Source organism: Enterovirga sp. GCM10030262 (assembly GCF_042666435.1).
In the GTDB taxonomy this organism is placed as follows: Bacteria; Pseudomonadota; Alphaproteobacteria; order Sphingomonadales; family Sphingomonadaceae; genus Allosphingosinicella.
On the sequence record NZ_JBHTDC010000001.1, the window covers coordinates 190,251 to 214,272 of the forward strand.

Annotated in this window: 23 protein-coding genes and 1 tRNA gene; 10 read left to right on the forward strand and 14 right to left on the reverse strand. The window is 65.6% G+C overall.

What is annotated here, in order from left to right:
• The first annotated feature begins 57 nt into the window (after positions 1–57).
• Positions 58–1,737: an energy-dependent translational throttle protein EttA gene (gene ettA / locus ACFQRC_RS00910; protein WP_379956787.1), complete on the forward strand. Its 1,680-nt coding sequence runs from the start codon at positions 58–60 to the stop codon at positions 1,735–1,737.
• Between the two features lie 580 nt (positions 1,738–2,317).
• Here ettA and ACFQRC_RS00915 read toward each other — a convergent pair.
• Positions 2,318–2,878, reverse strand: a complete 561-nt coding sequence (locus tag ACFQRC_RS00915; RefSeq protein WP_379956789.1) for a hypothetical protein — start codon at positions 2,876–2,878, stop codon at positions 2,318–2,320.
• 97 nt (positions 2,879–2,975) lie between these two features.
• Positions 2,976–3,686, reverse strand: coding sequence for an NYN domain-containing protein (locus tag ACFQRC_RS00920; protein WP_379956791.1), 711 nt, complete (start codon positions 3,684–3,686; stop codon positions 2,976–2,978).
• A 161-nt stretch (positions 3,687–3,847) separates the two neighbouring features.
• Between ACFQRC_RS00920 and ACFQRC_RS00925 the strand changes: the two genes are divergently transcribed.
• On the forward strand, positions 3,848–4,771 hold the full coding sequence (locus ACFQRC_RS00925; protein WP_379956793.1) for a sulfotransferase domain-containing protein: 924 nt from the start codon (positions 3,848–3,850) through the stop codon (positions 4,769–4,771).
• Between the two features lie 6 nt (positions 4,772–4,777).
• Here the strand turns inward: ACFQRC_RS00925 and ACFQRC_RS00930 are convergent, their stop codons facing one another.
• On the reverse strand, positions 4,778–5,416 hold the full coding sequence (locus ACFQRC_RS00930; RefSeq protein ID WP_379956795.1) for a carbonic anhydrase: 639 nt from the start codon (positions 5,414–5,416) through the stop codon (positions 4,778–4,780).
• Positions 5,417–5,564: 148 nt separating this feature from the next.
• Here ACFQRC_RS00930 and lipA point away from each other — a divergent pair, with 148 nt between their 5' ends.
• Both lipA and ACFQRC_RS00940 read left to right on the forward strand, forming a co-directional pair.
• On the forward strand, positions 5,565–6,485 hold the full coding sequence (gene lipA / locus ACFQRC_RS00935) for a lipoyl synthase (protein ID WP_379956797.1): 921 nt from the start codon (positions 5,565–5,567) through the stop codon (positions 6,483–6,485).
• Between the two features lies 1 nt (position 6,486).
• Complete coding sequence (locus tag ACFQRC_RS00940) at positions 6,487–6,963, forward strand: type II toxin-antitoxin system RatA family toxin (RefSeq protein ID WP_379956799.1); 477 nt, start codon at positions 6,487–6,489, stop codon at positions 6,961–6,963.
• Here the strand turns inward: ACFQRC_RS00940 and ACFQRC_RS00945 are convergent.
• A complete protein-coding gene (locus tag ACFQRC_RS00945) occupies positions 6,909–7,436 on the reverse strand; it encodes a CinA family protein (protein WP_379956801.1) in 528 nt (175 codons plus the stop codon). The two genes, ACFQRC_RS00940 and ACFQRC_RS00945, sit on opposite strands and share 55 nt — an antisense overlap.
• 27 nt (positions 7,437–7,463) lie before the next feature.
• Positions 7,464–8,630, reverse strand: a complete 1,167-nt coding sequence (locus tag ACFQRC_RS00950) for a bifunctional 2-C-methyl-D-erythritol 4-phosphate cytidylyltransferase/2-C-methyl-D-erythritol 2,4-cyclodiphosphate synthase (protein ID WP_379956803.1) — start codon at positions 8,628–8,630, stop codon at positions 7,464–7,466.
• A gap of 65 nt (positions 8,631–8,695) precedes the next feature.
• Between ACFQRC_RS00950 and dusB the strand changes: the two genes are divergently transcribed.
• From dusB to hflX, 5 genes are all read left to right on the forward strand, one after another.
• Entirely contained in the window at positions 8,696–9,694 is a 999-nt protein-coding gene (gene dusB / locus ACFQRC_RS00955) for a tRNA dihydrouridine synthase DusB (RefSeq protein WP_379956805.1), read from the forward strand.
• 79 nt (positions 9,695–9,773) lie between these two features.
• Positions 9,774–12,023, forward strand: a complete 2,250-nt coding sequence (locus ACFQRC_RS00960; protein WP_379956807.1) for an ATP-binding protein — start codon at positions 9,774–9,776, stop codon at positions 12,021–12,023.
• A gap of 4 nt (positions 12,024–12,027) precedes the next feature.
• Positions 12,028–13,416 carry a sigma-54-dependent transcriptional regulator gene (locus ACFQRC_RS00965; protein WP_379956809.1) on the forward strand — a complete coding sequence of 463 codons (1,389 nt, stop codon included), beginning with the start codon at positions 12,028–12,030 and terminating at the stop codon, positions 13,414–13,416.
• A gap of 113 nt (positions 13,417–13,529) precedes the next feature.
• Complete coding sequence (gene hfq / locus ACFQRC_RS00970) at positions 13,530–14,027, forward strand: RNA chaperone Hfq (protein WP_379956811.1); 498 nt, start codon at positions 13,530–13,532, stop codon at positions 14,025–14,027.
• A 65-nt stretch (positions 14,028–14,092) separates the two neighbouring features.
• Positions 14,093–15,331, forward strand: a complete 1,239-nt coding sequence (hflX, locus tag ACFQRC_RS00975) for a GTPase HflX (RefSeq protein WP_379956812.1) — start codon at positions 14,093–14,095, stop codon at positions 15,329–15,331.
• Here hflX and mazG read toward each other — a convergent pair.
• From mazG to ACFQRC_RS01020, 9 genes are all read right to left on the reverse strand, one after another.
• Positions 15,328–16,095 carry a nucleoside triphosphate pyrophosphohydrolase gene (gene mazG / locus ACFQRC_RS00980; protein ID WP_379956814.1) on the reverse strand — a complete coding sequence of 256 codons (768 nt, stop codon included), beginning with the start codon at positions 16,093–16,095 and terminating at the stop codon, positions 15,328–15,330. The genes hflX and mazG overlap by 4 nt on opposite strands.
• Before the next feature lie 37 nt (positions 16,096–16,132).
• Positions 16,133–16,732, reverse strand: a complete 600-nt coding sequence (locus ACFQRC_RS00985; protein ID WP_379956816.1) for a TIGR02281 family clan AA aspartic protease — start codon at positions 16,730–16,732, stop codon at positions 16,133–16,135.
• Complete coding sequence (locus ACFQRC_RS00990) at positions 16,729–17,493, reverse strand: MBL fold metallo-hydrolase (RefSeq protein WP_379956818.1); 765 nt, start codon at positions 17,491–17,493, stop codon at positions 16,729–16,731. Before ACFQRC_RS00990 ends, ACFQRC_RS00985 begins: the two co-directional genes overlap by 4 nt.
• Complete coding sequence (locus ACFQRC_RS00995) at positions 17,490–18,266, reverse strand: TatD family hydrolase (protein WP_379956820.1); 777 nt, start codon at positions 18,264–18,266, stop codon at positions 17,490–17,492. The genes ACFQRC_RS00990 and ACFQRC_RS00995 overlap by 4 nt, the downstream gene beginning before the upstream one ends.
• Positions 18,267–18,293: 27 nt before the next feature.
• Positions 18,294–19,853 carry a methionine--tRNA ligase gene (metG, locus tag ACFQRC_RS01000; protein ID WP_379956822.1) on the reverse strand — a complete coding sequence of 520 codons (1,560 nt, stop codon included), beginning with the start codon at positions 19,851–19,853 and terminating at the stop codon, positions 18,294–18,296.
• Positions 19,846–20,829 (reverse strand): DNA polymerase III subunit delta', encoded by a 984-nt coding sequence (locus ACFQRC_RS01005; protein ID WP_379956824.1) that lies wholly within the window; start codon positions 20,827–20,829, stop codon positions 19,846–19,848. The genes metG and ACFQRC_RS01005 overlap by 8 nt, the downstream gene beginning before the upstream one ends.
• Positions 20,826–21,449 carry a dTMP kinase gene (gene tmk, locus ACFQRC_RS01010; RefSeq protein ID WP_379956826.1) on the reverse strand — a complete coding sequence of 208 codons (624 nt, stop codon included), beginning with the start codon at positions 21,447–21,449 and terminating at the stop codon, positions 20,826–20,828. The genes ACFQRC_RS01005 and tmk overlap by 4 nt, the downstream gene beginning before the upstream one ends.
• A gap of 1 nt (position 21,450) precedes the next feature.
• Positions 21,451–22,623, reverse strand: a complete 1,173-nt coding sequence (locus tag ACFQRC_RS01015; RefSeq protein WP_379956828.1) for a D-alanyl-D-alanine carboxypeptidase family protein — start codon at positions 22,621–22,623, stop codon at positions 21,451–21,453.
• Between the two features lie 90 nt (positions 22,624–22,713).
• A complete protein-coding gene (locus ACFQRC_RS01020; RefSeq protein ID WP_379956830.1) occupies positions 22,714–23,763 on the reverse strand; it encodes a lytic transglycosylase domain-containing protein in 1,050 nt (349 codons plus the stop codon).
• 168 nt (positions 23,764–23,931) lie between these two features.
• Between ACFQRC_RS01020 and ACFQRC_RS01025 the strand changes: the two genes are divergently transcribed.
• Positions 23,932–24,021, forward strand: a tRNA-Ser gene (locus ACFQRC_RS01025).
• The last annotated feature ends 1 nt before the right edge of the window (position 24,022 follow it).

Here is a 24,022-nt window from a genome sequence, read left to right on the forward strand (position 1 = left end):
CAGCACTAGGGAGGCGCCAAATCCATGCAGCTTTGATTTTCTCGGAGACCGCGACCGATGGCCGCCCAATATAGCTACGTCATGAAGGGCCTGACCAAGACCTTCCCGGGCCAGCCCAAGCCCATCCTCAACAACATCCACCTGCAATTCTATCCGGGCACGAAGATCGCGATCATCGGCGTCAACGGCGCCGGCAAGTCGACCCTGATGAAGGTGATGGCCGGCTACGACACCGAATTTTCAGGCGAGGCCTGGGCCGGCGAAGGCATCCGCGTCGGCTATCTGCCGCAGGAGCCGCGGCTCGACGAAACCAAGACGGTCAAGGAAAATGTGATGGACGGCGTCCGGCCGGTCGCGGACCTGGTCGATCGCTTCAACGAGATCAGCACCCTGATGGCCGATCCGCCCGAGGATGCCGATTTCGACGCGCTGATGACCGAGATGGGCGAATTGCAGGAGAAGATCGACGCGGTCGACGGCTGGACGCTCGACAACCAGCTCGAAATCGCGATGGACGCCTTGCGCTGCCCGCCGAGCGACAGCCCGGTGACCAACCTTTCAGGCGGCGAGAAGCGCCGCGTCGCGCTCACCAAATTACTGCTCGAAAAGCCGGAAATCCTGCTGCTCGACGAGCCGACCAACCATCTCGATGCCGAGAGCGTTCAGTGGCTCGAGCGCCATTTGATCGATTACAAGGGCAACGTCATCCTGGTCACCCACGACCGCTACTTCCTCGATAATGTCGTCAATTGGGTGCTGGAGCTCGACCGCGGCCGCGGGCTGCCGTTCGAAGGCAATTATTCCGATTGGCTGGAGGCCAAGCAGAAGCGTCTAGTCCAGGAGTCGCGCGAGGACGAGGGCCGCCAGAAGGCGATCGACCGCGAGCTCGAATGGATCAGGCAGAGCCCCAAGGCGCGTCAGACCAAGTCCAAGGCCCGCATCAAGCAGTTCGACGAGCTGGTCGAGGCGCAGGAGAATCGCACTCCGGGCAAGGCGCAAATCCTGATCCAGATCCCCGAGCGGCTCGGCTCGAACGTGATCGAGGCTAAGGGCCTGACCAAGGCCTATGGCGACAAATTGCTGTTCGAGGATCTGAGCTTCAACCTGCCGCCCGGCGGGATCGTCGGCGTGATCGGCCCCAACGGGGCAGGCAAGACGACGCTCTTCCGGATGATTACCGGCCAGGAGCAGCCCGACGGCGGCGAGATCAAGGTCGGCCCCACCGTCAAGCTCGGCTATGTCGACCAGAGCCGCGACGCGCTGAACCAGAACAACAATGTCTGGGAGGAGGTTTCGGGCGGCCACGACATCTTCCGCTTCGGCAAACATGAGGTCGCCACCCGCGCCTATGTCGGCGCGTTCAACTTCAAGGGGCCGGACCAGCAGAAGAAGGTCGGGCAACTCTCGGGCGGCGAGCGCAACCGCGTCCACATGGCCAAGATGCTGAAGGAGGGCGGCAACGTCCTCCTGCTCGACGAACCCACCAACGACCTCGACGTCGAGACCCTGCGGGCGCTGGAGGAGGCGCTGGAGAATTTCGCCGGCTGCGCCGTGGTCATCAGCCACGACCGCTTCTTCCTCGACCGCCTCGCCACCCACATCCTCGCCTTCGAGGGCGACAGCCACGTCGAATGGTTCGAAGGCAATTTCGAAAGCTACGAGGAAGACAAGAGGCGGCGATTGGGGGATGAGGCGGATCGCCCGCACCGGATGAGCTATAAGAAGCTGACGCGTTAGTCAGACCGTCGACCGCGGATGAAGCCTTTGCAACCTTGCGAACGTCTCTTTCGTGGTCACGTAAATGAAAGGAGCGGGCTCTAGATTCGTGTCTACGTCTACGGATATCCCGCCGAGGTAGACGCCACAGCCCCGAGCGCGGAATTCAGCGATGAACGGCGAGAGCTCTTTGGCTGGTCGGACGCGATAATGTTGGGTTTCGAAAGTCACCTCCGTCTTACCATGTTGTCGTTGCCGGACGCGCTCGGCACTTTCGGAGATGTTCAGTGTGCATCCGACGGTTCCGCAGATTAGTTGGGCGACGTAGAACTTGACCGAGCTATGGACCCGAAACCGACGGTCGCCCTCTGGTAGCTGCTGCTTGTCGCGCGAATAGAAGACCGCCGATCGATCGGTGTCATTGGAACCATGGACGCCATCGCGAGCCATCAAATCCCGTCCGTCTCCACTGCCAGCCCCTCGATCGTCACCGCTTTTGCCCGCTCGCCTAGCGCCACCTCGCCTTGCTCGGCATAGCCCTCCAGTCACTTGCGAACGGAACGTAACTCGCCTCGTTTCCTAATGGCGATCTCGCCGAACTCTACCGCCGCCGCAGCGCCGAAACCTGCTCGTCATATTCGTCCGCCATCAAGGTCAGCGTGTGGACGGTTCGCGGGTCGTCGACCGATTGCGCGAGTTGGCGGCAGCGCAGGGCCTGGGCCTTGAGATAATCGACCTGCTTCGGGTCGGCCGCGCCGATCAGCAGGTTAAGCGCACCGATCATCTCGCCGGCATCGTTGAGCAGCGGGGTAGGATAGGGCATGAAGGCGACGCGGCTGCCGTCCGGCCGCTCGGCGATCGCGCCGGTGCCCCTGACGGCTCGCTTGCGCCTGACCGCGACGGCCATCGGGCACTGGTCGTGCGGAAGAAAGGCGCCGTCTTCGGTGTAGAGCTTCCAGGTCACGCACCATTGATCCCGGCCGACCTTCGGCGAGCGGCCGGCGAAGCCGATGCAGGCTTGGTTGAAATAGGAGATTCGGCCTTCCGTGTCGGTCGTGTAGGCAGGGGCCGGCAGCGCATCGAGCACCTCGCGGGCGCCGGCTCCGCCCCTTTGGAGGGCGGCCATGGCGGCGCCCAGCATTTCATCCGGTGTTGCGGTCATATGTCCCCGTCTGACGCTCGCGGCCAATACCGCTTTCGCCCAAGCGACAATCCTTAACGTCCCCGTGCCCCGACAGTTCCCGGGCGCTGCGACCAATTCACCGCACGCGCTTCACGAAGATCGCGCCGCCTTCGCGCTTTTCAGTAACGAAATTGGGCAGGGCCTCGATCAGCTCCGCCAACCGCGAATAGCCGTAATTGCGGGCGTCGAAGGACGAGCGGTTGCCGGCGCGCTGGCCCATTTCGGAAAGGCTGGCGAAGCCGCGCTCGTCGCGCTTCGAAGCCTTGAGCGCCGCGCCCAGCAGGTTCAACAACTCGTCGTCCACCTCCCGTTTGGCCTCAGCCGGCGCGTCCTGCTTCGCCGCGTCGAGCGCGCTGACGTCGATGAAGCGGGTGCAAGCCTGCCGGAACGATTCCGGCGTGGTCGCGCGGCCGAAGCCGTAGACCGGCAGTCCGTCCTGGCGAATGCGCATCGCCAGCGGCATGAAATCGCTATCGCTCGACATGATGCCGAAGCCATCGACGCGGCCGCCGAATAGCAGGTCCATCGCATCGATCGTCATCTTCATGTCGGTCGCGTTCTTGCCCTTGGTGATGTCGAATTGCTGGTGCGGCTCGATCGCGTGGAGGTGGGTCATGACCGACCATCCCTTCAGCGCCGGTTTGCTCCAATTTCCGTAGATCCGGCGGATATTCACCGTCCCAAGCTCGGCGAGCACGGTCAGCACCGGGTCAAGCGATTCGGGCGAGGCATTGTCGGCGTCGATCAGCAAAGCGATGTTGGCGGCGGGGGAGGGGGAGTCGGGCATGGGGCGGCTTTCTTGTCGTGCGATTTGGTCGCTTCCCTAGCGGCTTTTGTCGCCGGGTTGGAGCCTCGTCGTTTCACCCGCCGCGCCTATCGCAAGCGGCTGCGGATTTCGAGGAGGGTCCGCCATGGGGCCTCATCCCCAACGATCAGCGAGGACCAGAGATGATCGAAGGCAAGATCGAGGACGCCGCGGCCTGGCCGCGCAAGACGCGCGAGCTGCACAGCCACCATTTCGATTCCACTATCTGGAACGACTTCACCTTCCGCGACGACGACATCGTCATCGGCACCTACGCCAAGTCCGGCACGACCTGGACCCAGCAGATCGTCGGACAGCTCCTCTTCAACGGGGCGGAAAATGTGAACGTCGCCGATCTGTCGCCCTGGCTCGACCTGCGCGTGCCGCCCAAGGCGGTGAAGCTGCCGATCGTCGAGGCGCAGACCCACCGCCGCTTCATCAAGACCCATCTGCCGGTAGACGCGCTCGTCTTCTCGCCCCAGGCGAAATATATCTATATCGGCCGCGATGGGCGCGACGTCATCTGGAGCATGTACAATCATCACTCCAAGGGCAACGAAGCTTATTATGCGGCGCTCAATGACACGCCCGGCCGCGTCGGGCCGCCTATCGACCCGCCGCCGAGCTCGGTCGTCCAATATTATCACGAATGGCTCGACGGCGATGGTTATCCCTTCTGGTCTTTCTGGGAGAATATCCGCTCCTGGTGGGAGATACGGCATCTGCCGAACGTGATGCTGCTCCACTTCGCCGACCTGAAGGCGGACATGCCGGGGCAGATACGCCGCATCGCCCAATTTCTGGATATCCAGATCGATGAGGCGCGCTGGCCGCTGATCGTGGAACATTGCGGCTTCGACCATATGAAGCGCAACGCGGCCCTCGCGGCGCCGCTGGGCGGAGCCTTCTGGGATGGCGGCGCGAGCACCTTCATCCACAAGGGCACCAACGGCCGCTGGCGCGATGCGCTGAGCGAGGAAGAGGCTCGCAAGTACGAGATTCTCGCGCGGGAGAAGCTTGGCGAGGAGTGCGCCCGCTGGCTGGCGGTGGGAGAGCGGGAGGGCTGACGCCCGTCAGGCAGGCGAGAACATCCCGGTCGCCTCGTCGAGAAGGTGAAGCTCCCCGCTGGCGATCGCGAACCAGGCGCCGCGAAGCCGGAGGCGGCCTTGCGTTTCGCGCGTGCGGACGCAGGGGAAGGTGCGCAGGTTGGCGAGGCTGACCTTGACCGTCTCATGCTCCATGGCGCGGAGCACGGGCCGCTCGTCCGCTTCGCCATGCTCGGCGACCACGCGCTCGCGCGCTTCGTCCAGAAGATCGATCCAATGGGCGATGAAGCCGCCTTCGCCCGGCGGCGCGCCTTTGAAGGATTGCGTGAGGGCTGCCCGGCAGCCGCCGCAGCGGCCGTGGCCCATCACGACGATCTCCTCCACCTCCAGCACCGTCACGGCGAATTCCAGCGCGGCCGAAACGCCGTGGCGCCCGCCGCCCAGCTCGAGGGGCGGGACCAGGTTGGCGACGTTGCGGACGGTGAATATTTCTCCCGGGGCGGTGTCGAAGATTGTCGCCGGATCGGCGCGACTGTCCGAGCACGCGATGACCATCACCTGCGGGCTCTGCCCTTCGGCCAGTTCGGCCCAGCGGTCGCGCTCCGCCGTCCAGCCGGTTTCGCGGAAGCGGCGATAGCCGGCGAGGAGGGCGTTGAAATTGGCCACGAACGAATACTCCTACCCCTCATTCCAGCGACAGCTGGAATCTCTCTTTCGTCCCTGGCTCTATAGGCAAGAGGAAGAGAGATTCCAGCTTTCGCTGGAATGACGGAGAGGGGTGGCGAGAAGGCGGTTCAATCGCTATCTGGCGGCCATGACCGAAGCACTCGCCCCGATTGGAAGCCCCAAGCAGCGCAAGCCCGACTGGATCCGCGTCAAGGCGCCGACCAGCACCGGCTTCGCCGAGACCAGGAAGCTGATGCGGCGGCTCAACCTCGCCACCGTCTGCGAGGAGGCGGCCTGCCCGAATATCGGCGAGTGCTGGACCAAGAAGCACGCGACGGTGATGATCCTCGGCGATACCTGCACGCGGGCCTGCGCCTTCTGCAACGTCAAGACGGGCATGCCGCGCGCGGTCGATCCGCTCGAGCCGCAGCACACGGCCGATGCCGCCGCCGAGCTCGGGCTCAGCCACATCGTCATTACCTCGGTCGACCGCGACGACCTTCCCGACGGCGGCGCTAGCCAGTTCGTCAAGGTGATCGAGGCGCTGCGCCGGACGACGCCCGAGACCACGATCGAAATCCTGACGCCGGACTTTCGCAACAAGTCGCAGGCCGCGGTCGAGAAGATCGTGGAGGCGGGACCGGACGTCTACAACCACAATCTTGAGACGGTGCCGCGCCTCTATCCGACGATCCGGCCCGGTGCCCGTTATTATGCGTCGCTCCGGCTGCTGGAGAGCGTGAAGCGCCACGACCCCCGCATCTTCACCAAGTCGGGCGTGATGGTTGGCCTCGGCGAGGAGCGTCTGGAGGTGCACCAGGTGATGGACGACATGCGCTCGGCCGACATCGATTTCCTGACCATGGGCCAGTATCTCCAGCCGACGCCCCGCCACGCCAAGGTGATGGAGTTCGTGACGCCGCAGGCGTTCGGCGCCTATGCGGCCATCGCCCGCGCGAAGGGCTTCCTCCTGGTGGCGGCATCCCCGCTCACCCGCTCGAGCTATCATGCCGGCGACGATTTCGTGAAGATGCGCGCCGCCCGCGAGGCGCAGCTGGCGAAGGCGTAGGATGCCCCGGCACAGCGAGAAGCGAAATCTGCCCTACAGCCCGGAGCAGATGTTCGATCTGGTCGCGGACGTGGGTCGATATCAGGAATTCCTTCCCTGGGTCGCGGCCACGCGCATCCGCTCCGACAGCGAGACCTTGATGATCGCCGACCTCGTGGTCGGCTTCCGCTCGCTCAAGGAGACCTTCGCCTCGCGCGTCGAAAAGCAGCGGCCCCGGCACATCACCGTTGATTATATCGAAGGCCCGCTCAAATATCTGAAGAACGACTGGGAGTTCATCCCAGACGGCCAGGGCGGCACCGATATCGATTTTTGCGTCGATTTCGCCTTCCGGTCGCGCATCTTCGAAGCGCTTGCCGGGCAGATGTTCGATCGCGCGCTGCGCCGGATGATCACCGCATTCGAGGAGCGCGCCCACGCCCTTTACGGCGAGTCCTCCACCGGCATGAGCAGTTCGAGCGCGCAAAGCGCCGCCTGAAGCCTGACGCCGCCGCGACCGAGGTCGCCGAATTCCTTGAGGTCGGCGACGATCTCCTTGGGGTCCGCGCCACGCCGCGCGCGGGCGAATACCACTGTCCCCACCGGCTTCTTCTCGCTCCCGCCGTCGGGCCCGGCGATGCCGGTGATCGCCACCGCCGTATCGGCGTCGGAATGTTCGAGCGCCCCCTGCGCCATGCCCCAGGCGACGGCGATCGATACCGCGCCGAATGTCTCCAGCACGTCGAGGCTGACGCTCAGCATCGCCATCTTCGCATCGTTGGAATAGCTGACGAAGCCGGCCTGGAAGACGTCGGAGGAGCCTGGGATCTCTGTCAGCGCGGCCGAGACCAGGCCGCCGGTGCAACTTTCCGCGACGACGATCTTCTTGCCGCGCGCGCGGTTCGCCTCGATCACCGTGCGGGCCGCCTCGATCAGCTCGATGGGAAGCGTGAAATCCCGGTTGTCACCCATGTTCGGGTACCAAGCAGAACAAAGAGATCATGATTCCTCCGGAGCTCGAACAGTGGCCACGGCCTGCGCCGCTATCCCTTCGCCGCGGCCGGTGAATCCGAGCCGCTCGGTCGTCGTCGCCTTGATGCTAACCCTGGGGAGAGGGAGCCGCAACAAGGCTGCGACGGATCGCCGCATCGCGTCCCGATGCGGGCCGATCTTCGGCGTTTCGCAGATGATCGTGATATCGACATGGTCGACGCGGCCGCCTCGTGCTTCGATGAGGTCGCGCGCATGTTCGACGAAGCGGGATGAGGCGGCGCCCCGCCATTGCGGATCGCTGGGCGGGAAATGATCGCCGATATCGCCCTCGCCGATCGCGCCGAGCAGAGCGTCCGTGAGGGCATGGAGGACGACATCGGCGTCGCTATGGCCGGAGAGGCCGCGGCTGTGCGGGATGAGCAGGCCGCCCAGCCAGAGCTCATCGCCTTCGGCGAAGGCGTGGACGTCGAACCCAAGGCCGGTACGGCTGACCAGGTTGGCGTCGAGCCGCTGCTCGGCGCGACGGAAATCCTCGGCATAGGTAATCTTGTCGAGCATCGCGTCTCCCGGCACCGTGGCCACTCTCAGCCCAGCCGCCCGCGCGACCTGGGCGTCGTCGGTGGCACCTGTATCGCCGGTCCAGCCGCGGTGGGCGGCCAATATCGCGTCGAAGCGGAAGGCTTGGGGTGTCTGCACCCGCAATAGATTGTCGCGCGGCACGGCGTCTCCGAGAGTCCCGCCGCCAAGAGCGAGGCTGTCGACCACGGAAAGCGCCGGCGCGGCCCCGTCGGCGGCGTCGAGCGCGTCGAGGAGGGCGTCGACCACCCGCGCCGGTAGGAACGGCCGCGCCGCATCGTGGATCAGCACGGCGCCGACGCCGCCAACCGCCGAAAGCGCTTCGAGGCCGTTGCGCACGGAATCCTGCCGCGTCGCGCCGCCCACGATCGGCGATGGGAGGGCAAGCTCCCCGACCGCCTCCGTGTACAAGCTTTGCTGGCCGGCGCTGATCACGACACGGATCTCATCGATGCGAGGGTGCCGGAGACGCTCGACGGCGTGCCGGACGAGCGCCTTGCCGGCGAGCTTCGCATATTGTTTGGGCGCCTCTCCGCCGGCGCGGCTGCCGTGCCCCGCCGCCACGACCAAAGCGATGATCCTGCCCTCGATCCCCATGGCCGCCCCCTAGCCGAGCCGGACCTTGCCCGCCAGCGCCTTTGAGATTAAGGGCTTGCGGCCCTATGCCGCGCCTGTCCCCCATCTCCGTCGGACCCGTCCGCATCGATGCGCCCGTGATTCTGGCGCCGATGACGGGCGTCACCGATCGCCCGTTCCGCAAGATCGTCAAGCGCTACGGCGCTGGCCTCACGGTGACCGAGATGATCGCCAGCCAGGCGATGATCCGCGAAACCCGGCAATCGCTCCAGAAGGCGGCCTGGGATCCGGTGGAGGATCCGGTGTCAATGCAGCTTGCGGGCTGCTCGCCTATGGAAATGGCCGAAGCGGCGAAGCTCAACGAGGATCGCGGCGCAGCGATCATCGACATCAACATGGGCTGCCCGGTCAAGAAGGTCGTCAACGGCGACGCCGGCTCCGCCTTGATGCGCGATCTGCCGCTCGCCGCTTCGATCATCGAGGCGACGGTCGCGGCAGTGAAGGTGCCGGTGACGCTGAAGATGCGGATGGGCTGGGATCATGCCAGCCTCAACGCGCCGGAGCTGGCCCGCATCGCCGAGGATCTCGGCGTCCGGATGATCACGGTTCATGGCCGCACCCGCTGCCAGCTCTACAAGGGGGAGGCCGACTGGCGCTTCATCCGCAAGGTGAAGGAAGCGGTGCGCCTGCCGGTCATCGCCAATGGCGACATCAATTCGATCGACGATGCGGAGACGGCGCTGGAGCAATCCGGGGCGGACGGCGTGATGATCGGGCGCGGCGCTTATGGCAAGCCGTGGCTGCTCGGCCAGGTGATGCACTGGCTGCGGACGGGCGAGCGCCTGCCCGATCCCGGTATCGACGAGCAATATTACCTTATCACAGAGCAATATGACGCGATGCTCGAACATTATGGCAGCGTCATCGGCGTCAATGTCGCGCGCAAGCATATCGGCTGGTACACCCGCGGGCTCCATGGCTCGGCGGAATTCCGCAATGCGTTCAACCAAGAAGCGGATTCCCTGCGAGCGAAGGCCATGCTCGGCGCCTTCTATGCGCCATGGCTATCCAAGGCGGCCGCCTGAGCCGAATCAACGCGCGTCCGGGCCGAATCGAAACATCCGTTGTGTTCTTTATGCCACAATCTTGTGGTAGGGCCGCAACGTGAACGCTGAATTGCCGATCATCCGCATGACACGTCCCCGCTGGCGCCGGCGCCTTTCGGTCGCGCTACGCCGCAGCCGCTTCGTTCCCTTGCTCGAAATTCTGAGCGTCGTCGCGCTGATCGCCATGGTGACGATCAGTTATTTCATCATCACCCAGCAAGGATCTCCGCAAGCCCTGCTGACCCCGCCGATGGTGGCGATGCTGCTCGTCGCCAATCTCGTTCCGGCGATGGCTTTGATGGTATTCGTCGCGCGGCGGGTGGCGATGGGACGCGCCGCTCGGTCGGCGGTCGGGGGGAGGGGGCGCCTTCACGTCCGTCTCGTCGCCTTGTTCTCCGTCATCGCCAGCGTGCCGACATTGCTGGTGGTGATCTTCGCCTCCTTGCTGTTCCAGCAGGGCGTGCAATTCTGGTTCTCGGACCGGGCCCGCACCATTCTCGAAAATGCCGACACCGTTTCGCAAGTCTATGCCAATGAGAACAGGGAGAGGATCTACCGCGACGTCCAGGCGATGACCCTCGACGTGGTTGCGGACATCAACCAGTTCGGGATCGAGACACCGGCATTCGCCGAGGCTCTGTTCCTGCAGACGGTCTATCGTGATCTGACCGAAGCGGCGGTCATTTCCGTCTCCAACGCCGGCGAATTGCAACTCCGCGCCGGCGTCAACCTCGACGATCGCCCGCTGGAGCGCCGTTTCTCGGCGCCGGTCTTGAGTGAGCTGAGGGGCGGGGAGACAAGGGTCGTCACCGACGCGGGGGACCGGGTGGAGGCCGTCGTCCGGCTCGATCCCGAGGAAGAGGTCTATCTCTACGCGTCCCGCAAGGTGAACCCGGCGGCGATCCAGCAGATCGAGGAGGCGAGGAGCGCGGCGAGCGACTATCAGAAGACCCTTCTCACCAGCCGCACACTGCAATTCCGTTTCAACGCGGTGCTGCTGCTGGTCTCGCTGATGATCGTGGCGCTCTCCATCTGGATCGCGCTGACCCTGGCCGACCGGCTCGTCCGTCCGGTCGGTCAGCTCGTCGATGCCGCCCGCCGCGTCACCGCCGGCGACCTCTCGGCGCGGGTGCCGACGTCCAGGGTGAACGACGAGGTGGCGACGCTCGGTAATGCGTTCAACCGGATGACCCGGCGGCTCGAGGAACAGACCGGGGCGCTGGTCTCCGCCAACAGCCAGCTCGAAAACCGCCGCGCCTTCATCGAGGCCGTGCTCTCCGGCGTGTCGGCGGGCGTGATCTCGGTCGACAGCCAGCGCCAGGTCAGCCTGATCAACAGCTCGGCCGAGGGACTTCTCAAGACGGGCGGCAAGAGCGCGATGGGCCGCAAGCTCGCCGATCTGGCGCCTGAGCTCGACAGGCAGCTCGACAGCGAGGAGCGCGAGGACATCATCCAATTCTCCTCGGGCGGCGAACCGCGCACCCTGGCGGTGAAGCGGGTCAAGGTGGAAGGCGGCCACGTCCTGACCTTCGACGACATTACCGAGCAGCTGCTCGACCAGCGCCGCGCCGCATGGTCGGACGTGGCGCGGCGCATCGCCCACGAGATCAAGAATCCGCTGACGCCGATCCAGCTCGCCGCCGAGCGGCTGCAACGGCGCTACGGCAGCGAAGTGACCTCGGATGCGTCGACCTTCGAGCGGCTGACCGGGACCATCGTCCGCCAGGTCGGCGACCTGAGGCGAATGGTCGACGAATTCTCCTCCTTCGCCCGGATGCCCAAGCCCATCTTCCGGGAGGAGGCGGTGGTCGATATCGCGCGGCAGGCCTTGTTCCTGCACGAGGTCGCCCATCCCGACATCGCGTTCAGCCTCGACGCGCCCGATCCGTCGCCGCTTCTCACGTGCGACCGACGGCAGCTGGGGCAGGCGCTGACCAACATCGTCAAGAACGGCGTCGAGGCGATCCAGCAGAAGCATGAGGAGGGCGGCGAGGGCGGCCCCGACCGGATCGGCATTGAAATCAGCGAAACCGAGGGCCGGGTCTGCATTGAAATCGAGGATACCGGGATCGGTCTTCCGATCGACCGGGGCCGGCTCACCGAGCCTTATATGACGACACGCGTGAAAGGCACCGGCCTCGGCCTCGCGATCGTCAAGAAGATCGTCGAGGAGCATTTCGGAATCGTCGAGTTCGGCGACTCACCGGAGGGGGGAACCCTGGTCCGTCTCGTCTTCGATGCCGAGACGCTCGCGCGGCTCGGGGGAGGCGGCATCCTACATCCTGAAGGCACGGCAGTGAACGGTTGATGATATGGCTCTAGAAATTCTCGTCGTCGACGACGAACAGGACATTCGGGATCTCGTGTCGGGCGTGCTCGAAGATGAGGGCTATGCGACGCGCGCGGCCGCCAACAGCAGCGAGGCTCTCGCCGCTCTGGTGGAGCGGCGCCCGTCGCTGGTTCTGCTCGACGTGTGGCTCCAGGGCTCGAAGCTCGACGGACTGCAATTGCTGGAGGAAGTGAAACGGCGGGACCCGACGCTCCCCGTGCTGATGATTTCCGGCCACGGAAACCTCGACACCGCCGTGGCGGCGATCCGCCAGGGAGCGGTCGATTTCATCGAGAAGCCGTTCGAGGCCGGGCATCTTCTCCATCTCGTCGCCCGCGCCACCGAAACCGACCGGTTGCGCCGCGAGAATGAGAAATTGCGCGCGCAGATCGGCCAGGAAACCGAACTCACCGGATCGAGCGTCGCCATCAACGCCGTTCGCGCGACATTGAAGCGAGTCGCGGGAACGGGAAGCCGGGTGCTGATCACCGGGCCGGCCGGCGTCGGCAAGGAAGTGGCGGCCAGGCTGCTCCACAATTGGAGCCCGCGCGCCAACGCGCCGTTCATCGTCGTCAGCGCCGCGCGCATGACTCCGGAGCGGGTCGAGGAGGAATTGTTCGGCGTGGAGGAGGGCGGCGAGCTCGCCCGGCCCGGCCTGCTCGAACAGGCCCATGGCGGCACTCTGTTCCTGGACGAGATCGCAGACATGCCGATTCCCGCCCAGGCCAAGATCCTGCGGGTCCTCACCGACCAGAGCTTTACCCGCGTCGGCGGCCAGACGATGGTGAAGGTCGATATGCGCGTCGTCTCCTCGACCGCCCGCAATCTCGCCGAGGAGATCGCCGAGAGCCGTTTCCGCGAGGATCTCTTCTACCGCCTCAACGTCGTCCCGGTGCATCTCCCCGCGCTCGCCGAGCGCCGCGAGGACATACCCGAGCTGGTCGCCCACTTCGCCGCCCGCTACGCCGCCGAGCAGCGATTGCCGACGCCCGGCCTTTCGGACGACGCCATCGCCGCGCTCCAGGCCTATGACTGGCCGGGCAACGTGCGCCAACTCCGCAACGTCATCGAGCGCACGATCATCCTCGCCCCGAGCACACGGGTCGGCTCGATCGAGATCGACATGCTGCCGCCCGAACTCCTCAACGAGCAGGCCTCGCTCAGCCCCGGCGAGGCGGTCAAGGCGATCATGGGAACCCCCCTTCGCGAGGCGCGCGAGACCTTCGAGCGCGAATATCTGAGGGTCCAGATCCGGCGCTTCTCCGGCAATATCTCGCGCACGGCGACCTTCATCGGCATGGAGCGCTCGGCGCTGCATCGCAAGCTGAAGGCGCTCGGCATCGGCGATTCCAAGGGCGGCGACGGCGAATAGCGCTGATGGCGCGATTCGCCCGGCCATGCTATTGAAGAGTGGGGCGGCGCTTCTAACTTGAGAAACGCTGCGACCGCGCGTGCGGAACCGTACGCCAATAAGGAGAGCAGGAGATGGCCGACAAGGTCAACAACCTCCAGGATATGTTCCTGAACAACCTCCGGCGGTCCAAGGCGCCGGTGACGATGTTCCTCGTGAAGGGCGTGAAGCTCCAGGGGATTATCACCTGGTTCGACAATTTCTCGGTCCTGCTGCGCCGTGACGGACAGGCCCAGCTCATCTACAAGCACGCCATATCGACGATCATGCCTTCGCAGGCGATCGACCTGGGCGAGGTGGAGCAGGCCTTCGCCGAGCAGGTCGACAAGAAGAAGCCCGCCTTGCTGCAGGAGGTGTTCCTCGGCGCGGTGAGGCGGTCGAACGAGCCGGTCACGATGTTCCTCGTCAACGGCGTGATGCTCCAGGGCCGTATCGCCGCCTTCGACCTGTTCTGCATGCTGCTGCAGCGCGAAGGGCTGTCGCAACTGGTCTACAAGCACGCCATCTCGACCGTGCAACCGGAAAATCCCGTGAGCTTTATAGAGGCTGGCGACGAGGAGGCCGGCGCCTGAGCGTTTTCGACAGAAGCAATGACGACGTAGCCCGCGGCGCCCGCGCCATTGTCGCTTTTCCCGAAATGGGCGGCGACGGGCGACGGGACACGGAGGCGCGCCTCGCGGAGGCGGCCGGGCTCGCCGAAGCAATCGGGGTGGTCGTCGCTGAAAAGCTCGCGTTCAGGGTAAGGGCGCCCAAACCCGGAACGCTGTTCGGTTCCGGTCAGGTGCAGGCGATCGCCGACGCGGCCGAGCAGGCGGGGGCCGAGCTCATCATCGTCGATGCCGCGGTGACGCCCATACAGCAGAAGAATCTGGAGAGCGCGACCAAGGCCAAGGTGATCGACCGCACCGGGCTGATCCTCGAGATTTTCGGCGAGCGCGCCGCGACGGCCGAAGGGCGGCTCCAGGTCGAGCTCGCCCACCTCGATTACCAGGCCGGGCGGCTCGTCCGCTCCTGGACCCATCTCGAACGCCAGCGCGGCGGCTTCGGCTTCCTTGGCGGCCCCGGCGAAACCCAGATCGAGGCCGATCGCCGCCTGATTCGCGACCGCATGGCCAAGCTGCGCAAGGAATTGGACCAGGTAACCCGCACGCGCAGCCTTCACCGGGCGCGGCGGCAAAAGGCACCGTGGCCGGTGATCGCCCTGGTCGGCTATACCAATGCGGGCAAATCGACCCTGTTCAACCGGCTCGCCGGTGCCGATGTGATGGCCGAGAATCTTCTCTTCGCGACGCTCGATCCGACGATGCGCGAGATCGCCATGCCCGGCATCGACAAGGCAATCCTGTCCGATACGGTCGGCTTCATCTCGGATCTCCCGACCCAGCTCGTCGCCGCGTTCCGCGCGACCCTGGAGGAAGTGATTTCCGCCGATCTCATCATCCACGTCCGCGACATCTCGCACCCGGACACCGAAGCGCAGCGTCTCGATGTCGAGCAGGTGCTGGCCGAGATCGGCGCGGGAGGAGAGGGCGGCGCTCCCTTGATCGAAGCGTGGAACAAGATCGACGCGCTCGGCGCGGACGAGGCCGAACGGGTCGAGGCCGAGGCGGCGCGCAAGGACGATGTCGTGATCTTGTCGGCGCTCACCGGGCAGGGAGTCGACGACCTCGTCCACTGCGCGGCGGAGAAGTTGCGCGAAGGCAGCCACGTCCACACGATCACTTTGCCTTATTCGGCCGGCGAGGCGATCGCCTGGCTTCACGCCAATAGCGAGGTGATCGAGCAGCGGAGCGAAGGGCTTGAGACCCAGCTGGAGGTTCGGATTTCGGATGCCGCCTGGGCGCGGTTCCGGTCGCACCACGGCGCCTTGCTCTAAATATCCTTCTTGGCCCGCCGCCAAAGCGATTCCAGAGTATCTATATTCATTTCGTTCAAAGGTTTGTCGGCAATATCTTCGACCTTGCGAAAACGCGCCTCGAAGCGTTCCGAGGCGCCGCGCAGGGCGGTTTCGGGATCGATCCCGAGGTGACGCGCGTAATTGACGGCCGAGAAGAGCAGGTCGCCCATCTCGGCTGCGCGCTCTTCGTCGTTCGTGGCCGCGTCGATCTCGGCGAGTTCCTCGGCGATCTTGGCGCGCGGGCCGGCGGCGTCAGGCCAGTCGAAGCCGACGCGGGCAGCGCGCTTCTGGAGCTTCTCGGCGCGCTTCAACGCGGGCAACGCATGGGCGACGTGGGCCAGCGCGCTCTTGTCTTCGTGGCGGCCGCGTTCCTGGGCCTTGAGCGCTTCCCAGCCCGGACTCTCCGCCTGATCGCCGAAAATGTGCGGATGCCGGCGGATCATCTTGGCCGAGATCGACGCCATGACGTCATCGATGGTGAAAGCGCCCAGCTCCTCGGCGATGCGGGCATGATAGACGACCTGGAGCTGGAGATCGCCCAGTTCGTCGTTGAGGTCGGCCATGTCGTTCCGGCGGATGGCGTCGGCAACCTCATAGGCTTCCTCGATCGTGTAAGGCGCGATCGTCTCGAACGTCTGGACGCGGTCCCATTCGCAGCCGGTTTCCGGGTCGCGGAGGCGGCGCATGATCTCGACGAGATCGGAGAGGGTGGAAGCAGGCAAAACCGCCTCGGGGCGCGTCATTCTCAAAGTCCGATAATATACATTATGTAAAACATTATCATGGCCGGAGGACCAGCCAACCCCCCTCGACGCTCCAACCGGATAGCGACGAGAGGAAGTTCATGCCCAGCACGTTGATCTCGCCGAAGCCATCCGACACGTGGACGGCGAAATCTTCGCGCTCGATCGTACCGACCCGAAGCCGCCCGGCGCGACCGCGCTGGACGGATATGGTGCCGTTCGCCGTCTGGACCATGACGGGGAATCCGCCGCTCGGCTCGATGCCGGTGCGGCGCGCGGTGTTGCCGGATATGCTGGTCGTTGTGGCGCCGCTGTCGACCAGGAAGCGCACATCCTCGCCGTTGAGGCTGCCGTCGACCCAGAAATGCCCGTCCGACGCCTGGCGTATGCGCAAGGTCTCGCCCGCGACGATGGGAACGCTGTCTCCTCGCACCTCGCGCACGACTCGCTCGCCCAAAGCGAGGAAGTCGTCCCGCAGCGTGAAGACGACGAACACCGCGGCGAAGATGAGCACCCATCCGGCGAACATCTTGAGACCCTGGCCGATCGGGATCCGGCGGACCACGAGCGCGCTGGCGACGAGCACCAGCACGCCGATCAGGTAAATGAAGTCAGCAGCCTGGTTGCCGTCGCTCACACGATCACCTCGAGTCCGTCATAGCCCGGCTCGACGCCGTCCGGCAGCTCCGCCACCAGCCTCGCATAATCCATCGAATTGTCCATGTGGGTCAGGATGGCCCGCTTGGGCTGAACGCGGCCTATCCATTCCAGCGCCTGGTCGAGATGGGGGTGGGTTGGATGCGGAAGGCGGCGCAGAGCATCGACTACCCAGACGTCGATCCCTTCGAACAGAGCAATCATCTCGTCCGTCAGGCGATTGAAATCAGTGGAATAACCGATGGATTTTCGGTTAGCGTCGAAGCGGATGCCGGCCGAAATGATCGCGCCGTGCGGCTGATCGACGACGCGCACGGCGATGCCACCGGCCTCAAATGCATCGGGAAGCGCTTGGCCATCGACGACCGGGGGATAGTCTCCCTTCCCCTCAAAGGCATAGCCGAAGCGCCGGCGAAGCGTTTCGAGCGTGTCGGGACGGGCAAAGCCGGGAACGGCGGCGCGCCGGGCGTGGTAGAGCTGCCTCAGATCGTCGATGCCGTGGCAATGGTCGGCATGGTCGTGGGTCCAGATCAGGGCGTCGATGTCGGCGACGCCGGCGTCGAGCAATTGCTCGCGCAGGTCCGGGCTGGTGTCGACCAGGATGCGGCGATCGCCCTGTTCGACGAGGATTGAGACGCGGCGGCGGCGGTTCCTCGGCTCCGAAGGGTCGCACGCTCCCCAGTCGTTGCCGATCCTCGGCACCCCGGATGACGTTCCGCAGCCAAGGATGCGAAGCTTCACGCGGCCGCCTTGGCGAAGAGCGCACGGAAGTTGGCGCTGGTGGCGCTGGAAAGCTGCTCCAGCGTCTCGCCTCGCAATTCGGCGAGGAAGCGGGCCGTGTCGGCGACATAAGCGGGCTCGCAGGGTCGGCCGCGGTGCGGGACCGGCGCCAGGAAAGGCGAATCGGTCTCGATCAGCAGGCGATCCAGAGGCACGGTCCGAGCCGCGGCATGCAAGTCCTTGGCATTCTTGAAGGTTACAATGCCGGAGATCGAGATATAGAGTCCAAGATCGAGGGCTTTGCGGCCAAATTCGGCGCTGGCGGTGAAGCAGTGGATGACGCCGGTATAAGCCCCCTTCCCCATTTCGTCGGCGAGGATCTTATGCGTGTCCTCCTCGGCGTCGCGGGTGTGGACGATGATCGGAAGCCCGGTCTCGCGCGCGGCGGCGATATGGGACCGAAAGCTCGCCCGCTGCCGGTCGCGATCGGACTTGTCGTAATAGAAATCGAGGCCGCTCTCGCCGATGCCGACAACGCGCGGATGGCGCGCGCGCTCGACCAGGGTCGCGGTCTCGACGTCGGGATGGGTGTCGGCGTCGTGCGGGTGGACGCCAACCGAGGCCCAGACGTCGGGTTCACGCTCCGCGAGACCCACTACCTGGTCCCATTCGGAGGCGCGGGTCGAGATGTTGAGCATCGCCTCGACGCCGGCCGCCCGGGCGCGGTCCAGCACGTTCTGCTGGTCCTCGACCAGGCCTTTGTAGTTCAGGTGGCAGTGGCTATCGACGAACATCGTTTCTCCTCGCAATGACGACGAAGCTCAAACCTCCGCCGGCATGTCCAGCCTGGGGAAGATGGGGCTGGGAAGCGCGAGGATAAAGCCCGAGGCGGCGTGGCGGTCGTAGCGGCCGTCGTCGGCCAATGCGGCGTAGCTGCGTTCGTCTTCCGCGATGCCGAGATGGTCGAGCAGCCTGCCGGCCGATTCCGGGATGACGGGCTGAATCGCGATGGCGAGATCGATAATCGCGCGGACCAGGGTGCCCAGCACGGCGGTCATCCGCTCCGGGTCGGTCTTGCGCAGCGCCCAAGGCGCCTGGGCGTCGATATATTGGTTGCAGGCGAACACGGCCTTCAGCCAGGCCTCGATGCCGTGCGACAGCGCCAGATCCTCGAAATGGCGCGGCATGTCGATGCGGGTCGCCTCCGTGACGGTGGCGAGCAGTTCGGTATCGGCGGCCTCCTTCTTCCCTCCGCTCGGCAGGATGCCGTCGCAATTCTTAGCAATGAAAGACAAGGTCCGCTGGGCGAGGTTGCCGAAGCTGTTGGCGAGGTCGGCATTGACCTTGGCGACGATCGCCTCGGCGCTGTAGCTCCCGTCCTGGCCGAACGTGACTTCGCGGAGCAGATAGTAACGGAGCTGATCGACGCCGAACGCGCTGGCTAAGTCGAGCGGGTCGATGACGTTGCCGAGCGATTTCGACATCTTCTCGCCGCGGTGGAGGATGAAGCCGTGGCCGAACACCTGGCGCGGCAGCGGCAGCTTGGCGGACATCAGGAAAGCGGGCCAATATACCGCATGGAAGCGGATGATGTCCTTGCCGATGATATGGATATCGGCCGGCCAGTATCGCTTGTAAGCCTCTGTTTCTTCGGGATAACCGACGCCCGTCAGATAATTGGTGAGGGCATCGACCCAGACGTACATCACATGGCGCTCGTCGCCCGGAACCTTGACTCCCCAATCGAAGCTGGAGCGCGAAATGGAAAGGTCCGACAGGCCGCCCTCGACGAAGCGCATCACCTCGTTGCGGCGCGCCTCGGGGCGGATGAAATCGGGATTGGCCTCGTAATGGCGGAGCAAGGGCTCCTGATATTTGGACAAGCGGAAGAACCAGCTCTCCTCGACCGTCCATTCGACGAGCGTGCCCTGCGGCGACAGTTTCTCTCCGCTGTCGGCGGTCACCAGTTCCTTTTCATCGTAATAAGCCTCGTCCCGCACCGAATACCAGCCTTCATAGCGGCCGAGATAGATGTCGCCGGCATCGGCCATCGCCTGCCAGATTGCCTGGCTTGCTCTGTGGTGCTCGGCCTCGGTGGTGCGGATGAAGCGGTCGCACGAGATATTGAGGCGCTGGTCCATCTCGCGGAAATAAGATGACATTTCCTCGGCGAGCGCGGCCGGCTCGACGCCGCGGTTGCGCGCCGTCTGGGCCATTTTCAGGCCATGCTCGTCGGTCCCGGTGAGGAAGAAGACGTCGCGTCCCATCAGCCGCTGGAAGCGGGCGATGGCGTCGGTCGCGATCGCTTCATAGGCATGGCCGATATGCGGGCGGCCATTGGGATAGTTGATCGCGGTGGTGATGTAGAAAGGGTCAGCCATGGGCCTGTTCGGGTGCGAGCGCGGCGAGCATCCCGGCGAGCTCGAAGACGACGCTCTGGGGTTCGAGCGAGAGGCGGGTGGCGCTCCCGGCCAGGTCGGAGGCCCTTTCCCACAAGCGGAGCGCCTCGGCAAGCTTGGGCCCACGGCGCTGGCGGGCCATCGAGGCGATGAAGGACGGCGCGCGGGCGAGAAACGCCTCGTAGCGCGGTTGGGCGGCCTTCAGCGACAGGCTCTGGGCGAGCGCGCCGCGGCGGGCATTGGCAGGGTCACCCTTGTCGGCGAGCTCGCGCATCGCCTCGTCGAGCTTGTCGATCTCCAGCCCGCGAAAGGCGATGGCGCGGCCGGGGGAACCCTCCCCCACCTGGCGCAGGCTCGCGATCTCCGCTTGATCGGCGTCGGGAAGAGCGGCCTGAAGGGCCGACGTCATGGCGTCATCGTTGAGGATAGAAAGACGGAGCTGGCGGCAACGCGAGCGGATCGTCGGCAGCAGCCGCTCTGGCGCGTGGCTGACGAGCAGGAAAAGGCTGTTGGGCGGCGGTTCCTCGAGATTTTTGAGCAGGGCGTTGGCGCCGCTGCGTTCGAGGTCGTCGATCGAATCGATGATGACCATCCGCCATGGCGACAGGGAGGCGGTGGTCGAGAAGAGCCGCTGGAGTCCGCGCACCTGATCGACCGATATGCTCCGCGCCAGATCGCCGCCATTATCCTTGGGCAGGCGCTTCAGGCGCATCAAATCCGGGTGGCTGCTGGCCTCGACCAGCCGGGCGATGCGATGCTCGTCGGGAACGTCGAGCCCGGGCAGGTCGACCGGCGGCCCCGCGCCTTCGGCCAGCACCCGCAGCGCGGCCTTCTGTGCGAACAGCGCCTTGCCGATGCCCTGTGGGCCGGCGATCAGCCAGGCATGGTGGAGTCGGCCGCCGGCGAGCCCGGCGCGAAAGGCGGCCACGGCGGCGTCATGGCCGAAAAGAGGCGTCACAGCAGATCCTCCAGCGCGACGAGGATGCGGCCCGCTACCGCATCCGTGGAACCGGTCGCATCGACGATGCGGAAGCGATCCGGTTCCGCCTCGGCCATCGCTTCGAACGCCGCCGCGACTTGCGCGTGATAGCCGGCGCCCCGCGCCCCGATCCGGTCGCCGGCATGACCGTCTCGCTTCATCGCGCGGGCGGCGGCGGCCTCCGCCGGGAGCTGGAGGAGCAAGGTCCGGTCCGGCATCAGCCCGCCGCTGCCGATCGCGTGAAGCGCGCGGATCGCCCCGGCCCCCACCCCGCCGGCGCCGCCCTGATAAGCGAGCGAGCTGTCAAGGAAGCGGTCGGAGAGAACCCAGGCGCCGCGTTCCAGCGCCGGACGGATCAGCTTGGCGACATGATCGGCGCGGGCGGCGGCGAAAAGCAGCGCTTCGGACTGCGGGCTCCACCGCTCGGCCTCGCCTTCGAGCAGGAGCGCGCGAATCGCCTCGGCGCCTGGGCTGCCGCCGGGCTCGCGGGTCTCGACGACGTCATGGCCCCGCGCCCGCAGCGCCCCCGCGAGCCGGCTCAACTGGGTCGACTTGCCGACCCCCTCCCCGCCTTCCAGGCTGATGAACCGGCCGGCCACCTCAGCCGATGAGGTGGCCGAAGCCGGCCATGATCCGATCGAAGAAGCCGGCTTCCTCGACCGCCTCGGCGGCCACGAGGGGCATGGTCTGGGGCGGCGTGTCGCCGGTGGTGACGACCAGGTTGGCGACATGCTGCCCGGCCTTGATCGGCGCCTTGACCGGCCCGTCATAGACGATCTTGACCTTGATATTGTCCTTAAGCGTGCCGGCGGGGAGCGTGACGGCGAGGTCGCGCGGCGCGACGACTCCGACACTGTCCTCGCCGCCGAGCTGGACATGGATCGCGCCGACCGCCTTGCCCTTGGCGAAGAGCGGCTGCGACTGCCAGGCGCGGAAGCCCCAGTTCATGAACTTGACGCTCTCGTCGATGCGCTGGTTGTAGCTGTCAAGGCCGGCCAAGACCATGACCAGGCGCCGCCCATTCTGCTCGGCCGACCCGGTGAAGCCATAGCCGGCTTCCTGGGTGTGGCCGGTCTTCAGCCCGTCGGCGCCGGCAACCTTGCCGAGCAGGGGATTGCGGTTGCCCTGGGTGATCGGCTCGCCGCCGCCCAGCGTCTTGCCCCAGGTGAAGCTCTCCTGGCTGTAAAATTGCTTGTAGAGTTCGGGCGTCTCCTCGGCCGAGGCGCGGGCCAAGGTCGCGAGGTCGCGGGCGGTGGTGTAGGTCACGCCCTCGTCCGGCCAGCCGTTGCTATTGCCGAAATTGGAGTTGGTCATGCCGAGGCGCCTGGCTTCCTGGTTCATCAGGGCGGCGAAAGCCGGCTCGGTGCCGGCGATGCACTCGGCGAGGACGACGCTGGCGTCATTGCCGGACAGAGTGACGATGCCGTGGAGGAGATTGCCTATGCTGACCTGTTCGCCCGGCGACAGGAACATGGTCGACCCCGCCTGCGGCCCGTGCCACTGGCGCCAGGTCTCGGGCCGGACGGTGCACATCTCGTCGAGCTTCTTTTCGCCCTTCTTGATGAGGTTGAAGGCGAGATGCGCGGTCATCATCTTGGCCATCGAAGCGGGCGGGATGCGGCGATCCGCATCCTTGGAATACAGCACGGCGCCGGACGAGAGATCGACCATATAAGCGACCGGCGCCGGCGTGTCGAAGGGCGGCGCCGCGGCGATGGCCGGAATGGCGACGGCGATAGCAACTATGCCTGAAAACAGCGCCTTACGCTTCATAACTGAGAACCGTTCCTAAATATCTATGAAGTTCCCGCCCGCGGGCAGGCTGCGAGTCTTAACGAATGGGGCCGGCCTTCGCCAGCCCGTTCAGCGGGATACCGCGTCGGCCAGCAGCCCCACCGACAGAGCGTAGAAATTGGAGCAATTATAATCGAGGATGGTCCGGTAGTTGGTGGTGAGGAGGTAGGCGGTCTGGCCGGGGCCGTCGGGCTCCAGCAGGCTGGCCATTTCGTCGTCGGCCGGCCAGCGGCCGCGCTGCGGGACGAGGCCCAGGCGGCGCCATTCGGCCATCGTCTTCCACGGACTGTGGCGTTCGTGGACGCGCGGGCAGCGGGGCGATACCAGGCGCGTGTCGAGCCCCGAGCGGTTGAAGCCGGCGGGCACGTTGACCGCGATCCCCCACGGCACGTTGGGCTTCCAGCCGGCGTTGCTCAGATAATTGGCGATGGATGCGAGCGCGTCGGGCTGGCTCGACCAGATGTTGGCGCGGCCGTCGCCGTCGCCATCGACGGCGAGGCGGAGATAGACGGACGGCAGGAATTGCGGATAGCCGGTGGCGCCCGCCCAGCTTCCCTTGAGCTGGCTGCGGGGGATGCCCCGGTCGATCAGCTTGAGGGTGGCGACGAATTCCTCGGAGAAAAGCTGCCGGCGGCGACCTTCATAAGCGAGGCTGGCGAGCGAGTTCAGCAGGTCGAAATCGCCGGTGACGGCGCCGTAGCTGGTCTCGTGGCCCCAGATCGCGACCAGTACCGACGGCGTGACGCCATAACGGCGGCCAATCGCGTTCAATTGCCCGATATTGCCGGCGTAGCGGTCCTGGCCGCGGTTGATGAGGGCGGAATTGACGTGGCGCTCGCGATAGGGGGCGAAAGGCGGGATCGCGCTGCTGCCGCTGGCGCCGCCGGGCTGGCCCTGGTCGAGCTCGACGGTGCGGGCGCTGAACTGAAGGGTGGGGAAGACGCGATCGATGGTGGCGCGGCTGACTCCCGCCGCCTGCGCCTGGGCGCGGAGTTGTGGCAGATAGGTCTCGAAGCCGGCCTGGTTGAGCCCGGCACGCTGCGCCCAGGCGGTGCCGGTCGCGCTGTAGGGCGGGAACGCGGCCAGCATCAGGGCCATCATCTGATAAATGAAACGCATGGACTTCCCCTTCTCGCTCGGCCTCATGCCATAAGCGCGCGGGGAATGGCACGGGTTCCGTCGCGCCGCTTGCACGAACCGCCGCCGCGCGCTTAAACGCGGGCCAAGAACTTGATGCCGCGCTTTTCCGAGCGGCCGGATGATTTCATCCGGCTGGAAAAGCGCTCAGGATGGGTGGCCGAGTGGTTTAAGGCAGCGGTCTTGAAAACCGCCGTGGGTTCACGCCCACCGTGGGTTCGAATCCCACCCCATCCGCCAG

Coding starts and splice junctions, on each gene's coding strand:
- ACFQRC_RS00945 (WP_379956801.1), bottom strand. CDS start 7,436: ATGGGTGACAACCGGGATTTCACGCTTCCCATCGAGCTGATCGAGGCG.
- ACFQRC_RS00995 (WP_379956820.1), bottom strand. CDS start 18,266: ATGTTCGTCGATAGCCACTGCCACCTGAACTACAAAGGCCTGGTCGAG.
- ACFQRC_RS00920 (WP_379956791.1), bottom strand. CDS start 3,686: ATGCCCGACTCCCCCTCCCCCGCCGCCAACATCGCTTTGCTGATCGAC.
- mazG (WP_379956814.1), bottom strand. CDS start 16,095: ATGACGCGCCCCGAGGCGGTTTTGCCTGCTTCCACCCTCTCCGATCTC.
- ACFQRC_RS00965 (WP_379956809.1), top strand. CDS start 12,028: ATGGCTCTAGAAATTCTCGTCGTCGACGACGAACAGGACATTCGGGAT.
- dusB (WP_379956805.1), top strand. CDS start 8,696: ATGCCGCGCCTGTCCCCCATCTCCGTCGGACCCGTCCGCATCGATGCG.
- ettA (WP_379956787.1), top strand. CDS start 58: ATGGCCGCCCAATATAGCTACGTCATGAAGGGCCTGACCAAGACCTTC.
- ACFQRC_RS01015 (WP_379956828.1), bottom strand. CDS start 22,623: ATGAAGCGTAAGGCGCTGTTTTCAGGCATAGTTGCTATCGCCGTCGCC.
- ACFQRC_RS00950 (WP_379956803.1), bottom strand. CDS start 8,630: ATGGGGATCGAGGGCAGGATCATCGCTTTGGTCGTGGCGGCGGGGCAC.
- ACFQRC_RS00925 (WP_379956793.1), top strand. CDS start 3,848: ATGATCGAAGGCAAGATCGAGGACGCCGCGGCCTGGCCGCGCAAGACG.
- ACFQRC_RS01020 (WP_379956830.1), bottom strand. CDS start 23,763: ATGCGTTTCATTTATCAGATGATGGCCCTGATGCTGGCCGCGTTCCCG.
- hflX (WP_379956812.1), top strand. CDS start 14,093: ATGGGCGGCGACGGGCGACGGGACACGGAGGCGCGCCTCGCGGAGGCG.
- ACFQRC_RS00915 (WP_379956789.1), bottom strand. CDS start 2,878: ATGACCGCAACACCGGATGAAATGCTGGGCGCCGCCATGGCCGCCCTC.
- hfq (WP_379956811.1), top strand. CDS start 13,530: ATGGCCGACAAGGTCAACAACCTCCAGGATATGTTCCTGAACAACCTC.
- ACFQRC_RS00940 (WP_379956799.1), top strand. CDS start 6,487: ATGCCCCGGCACAGCGAGAAGCGAAATCTGCCCTACAGCCCGGAGCAG.
- metG (WP_379956822.1), bottom strand. CDS start 19,853: ATGGCTGACCCTTTCTACATCACCACCGCGATCAACTATCCCAATGGC.
- lipA (WP_379956797.1), top strand. CDS start 5,565: ATGACCGAAGCACTCGCCCCGATTGGAAGCCCCAAGCAGCGCAAGCCC.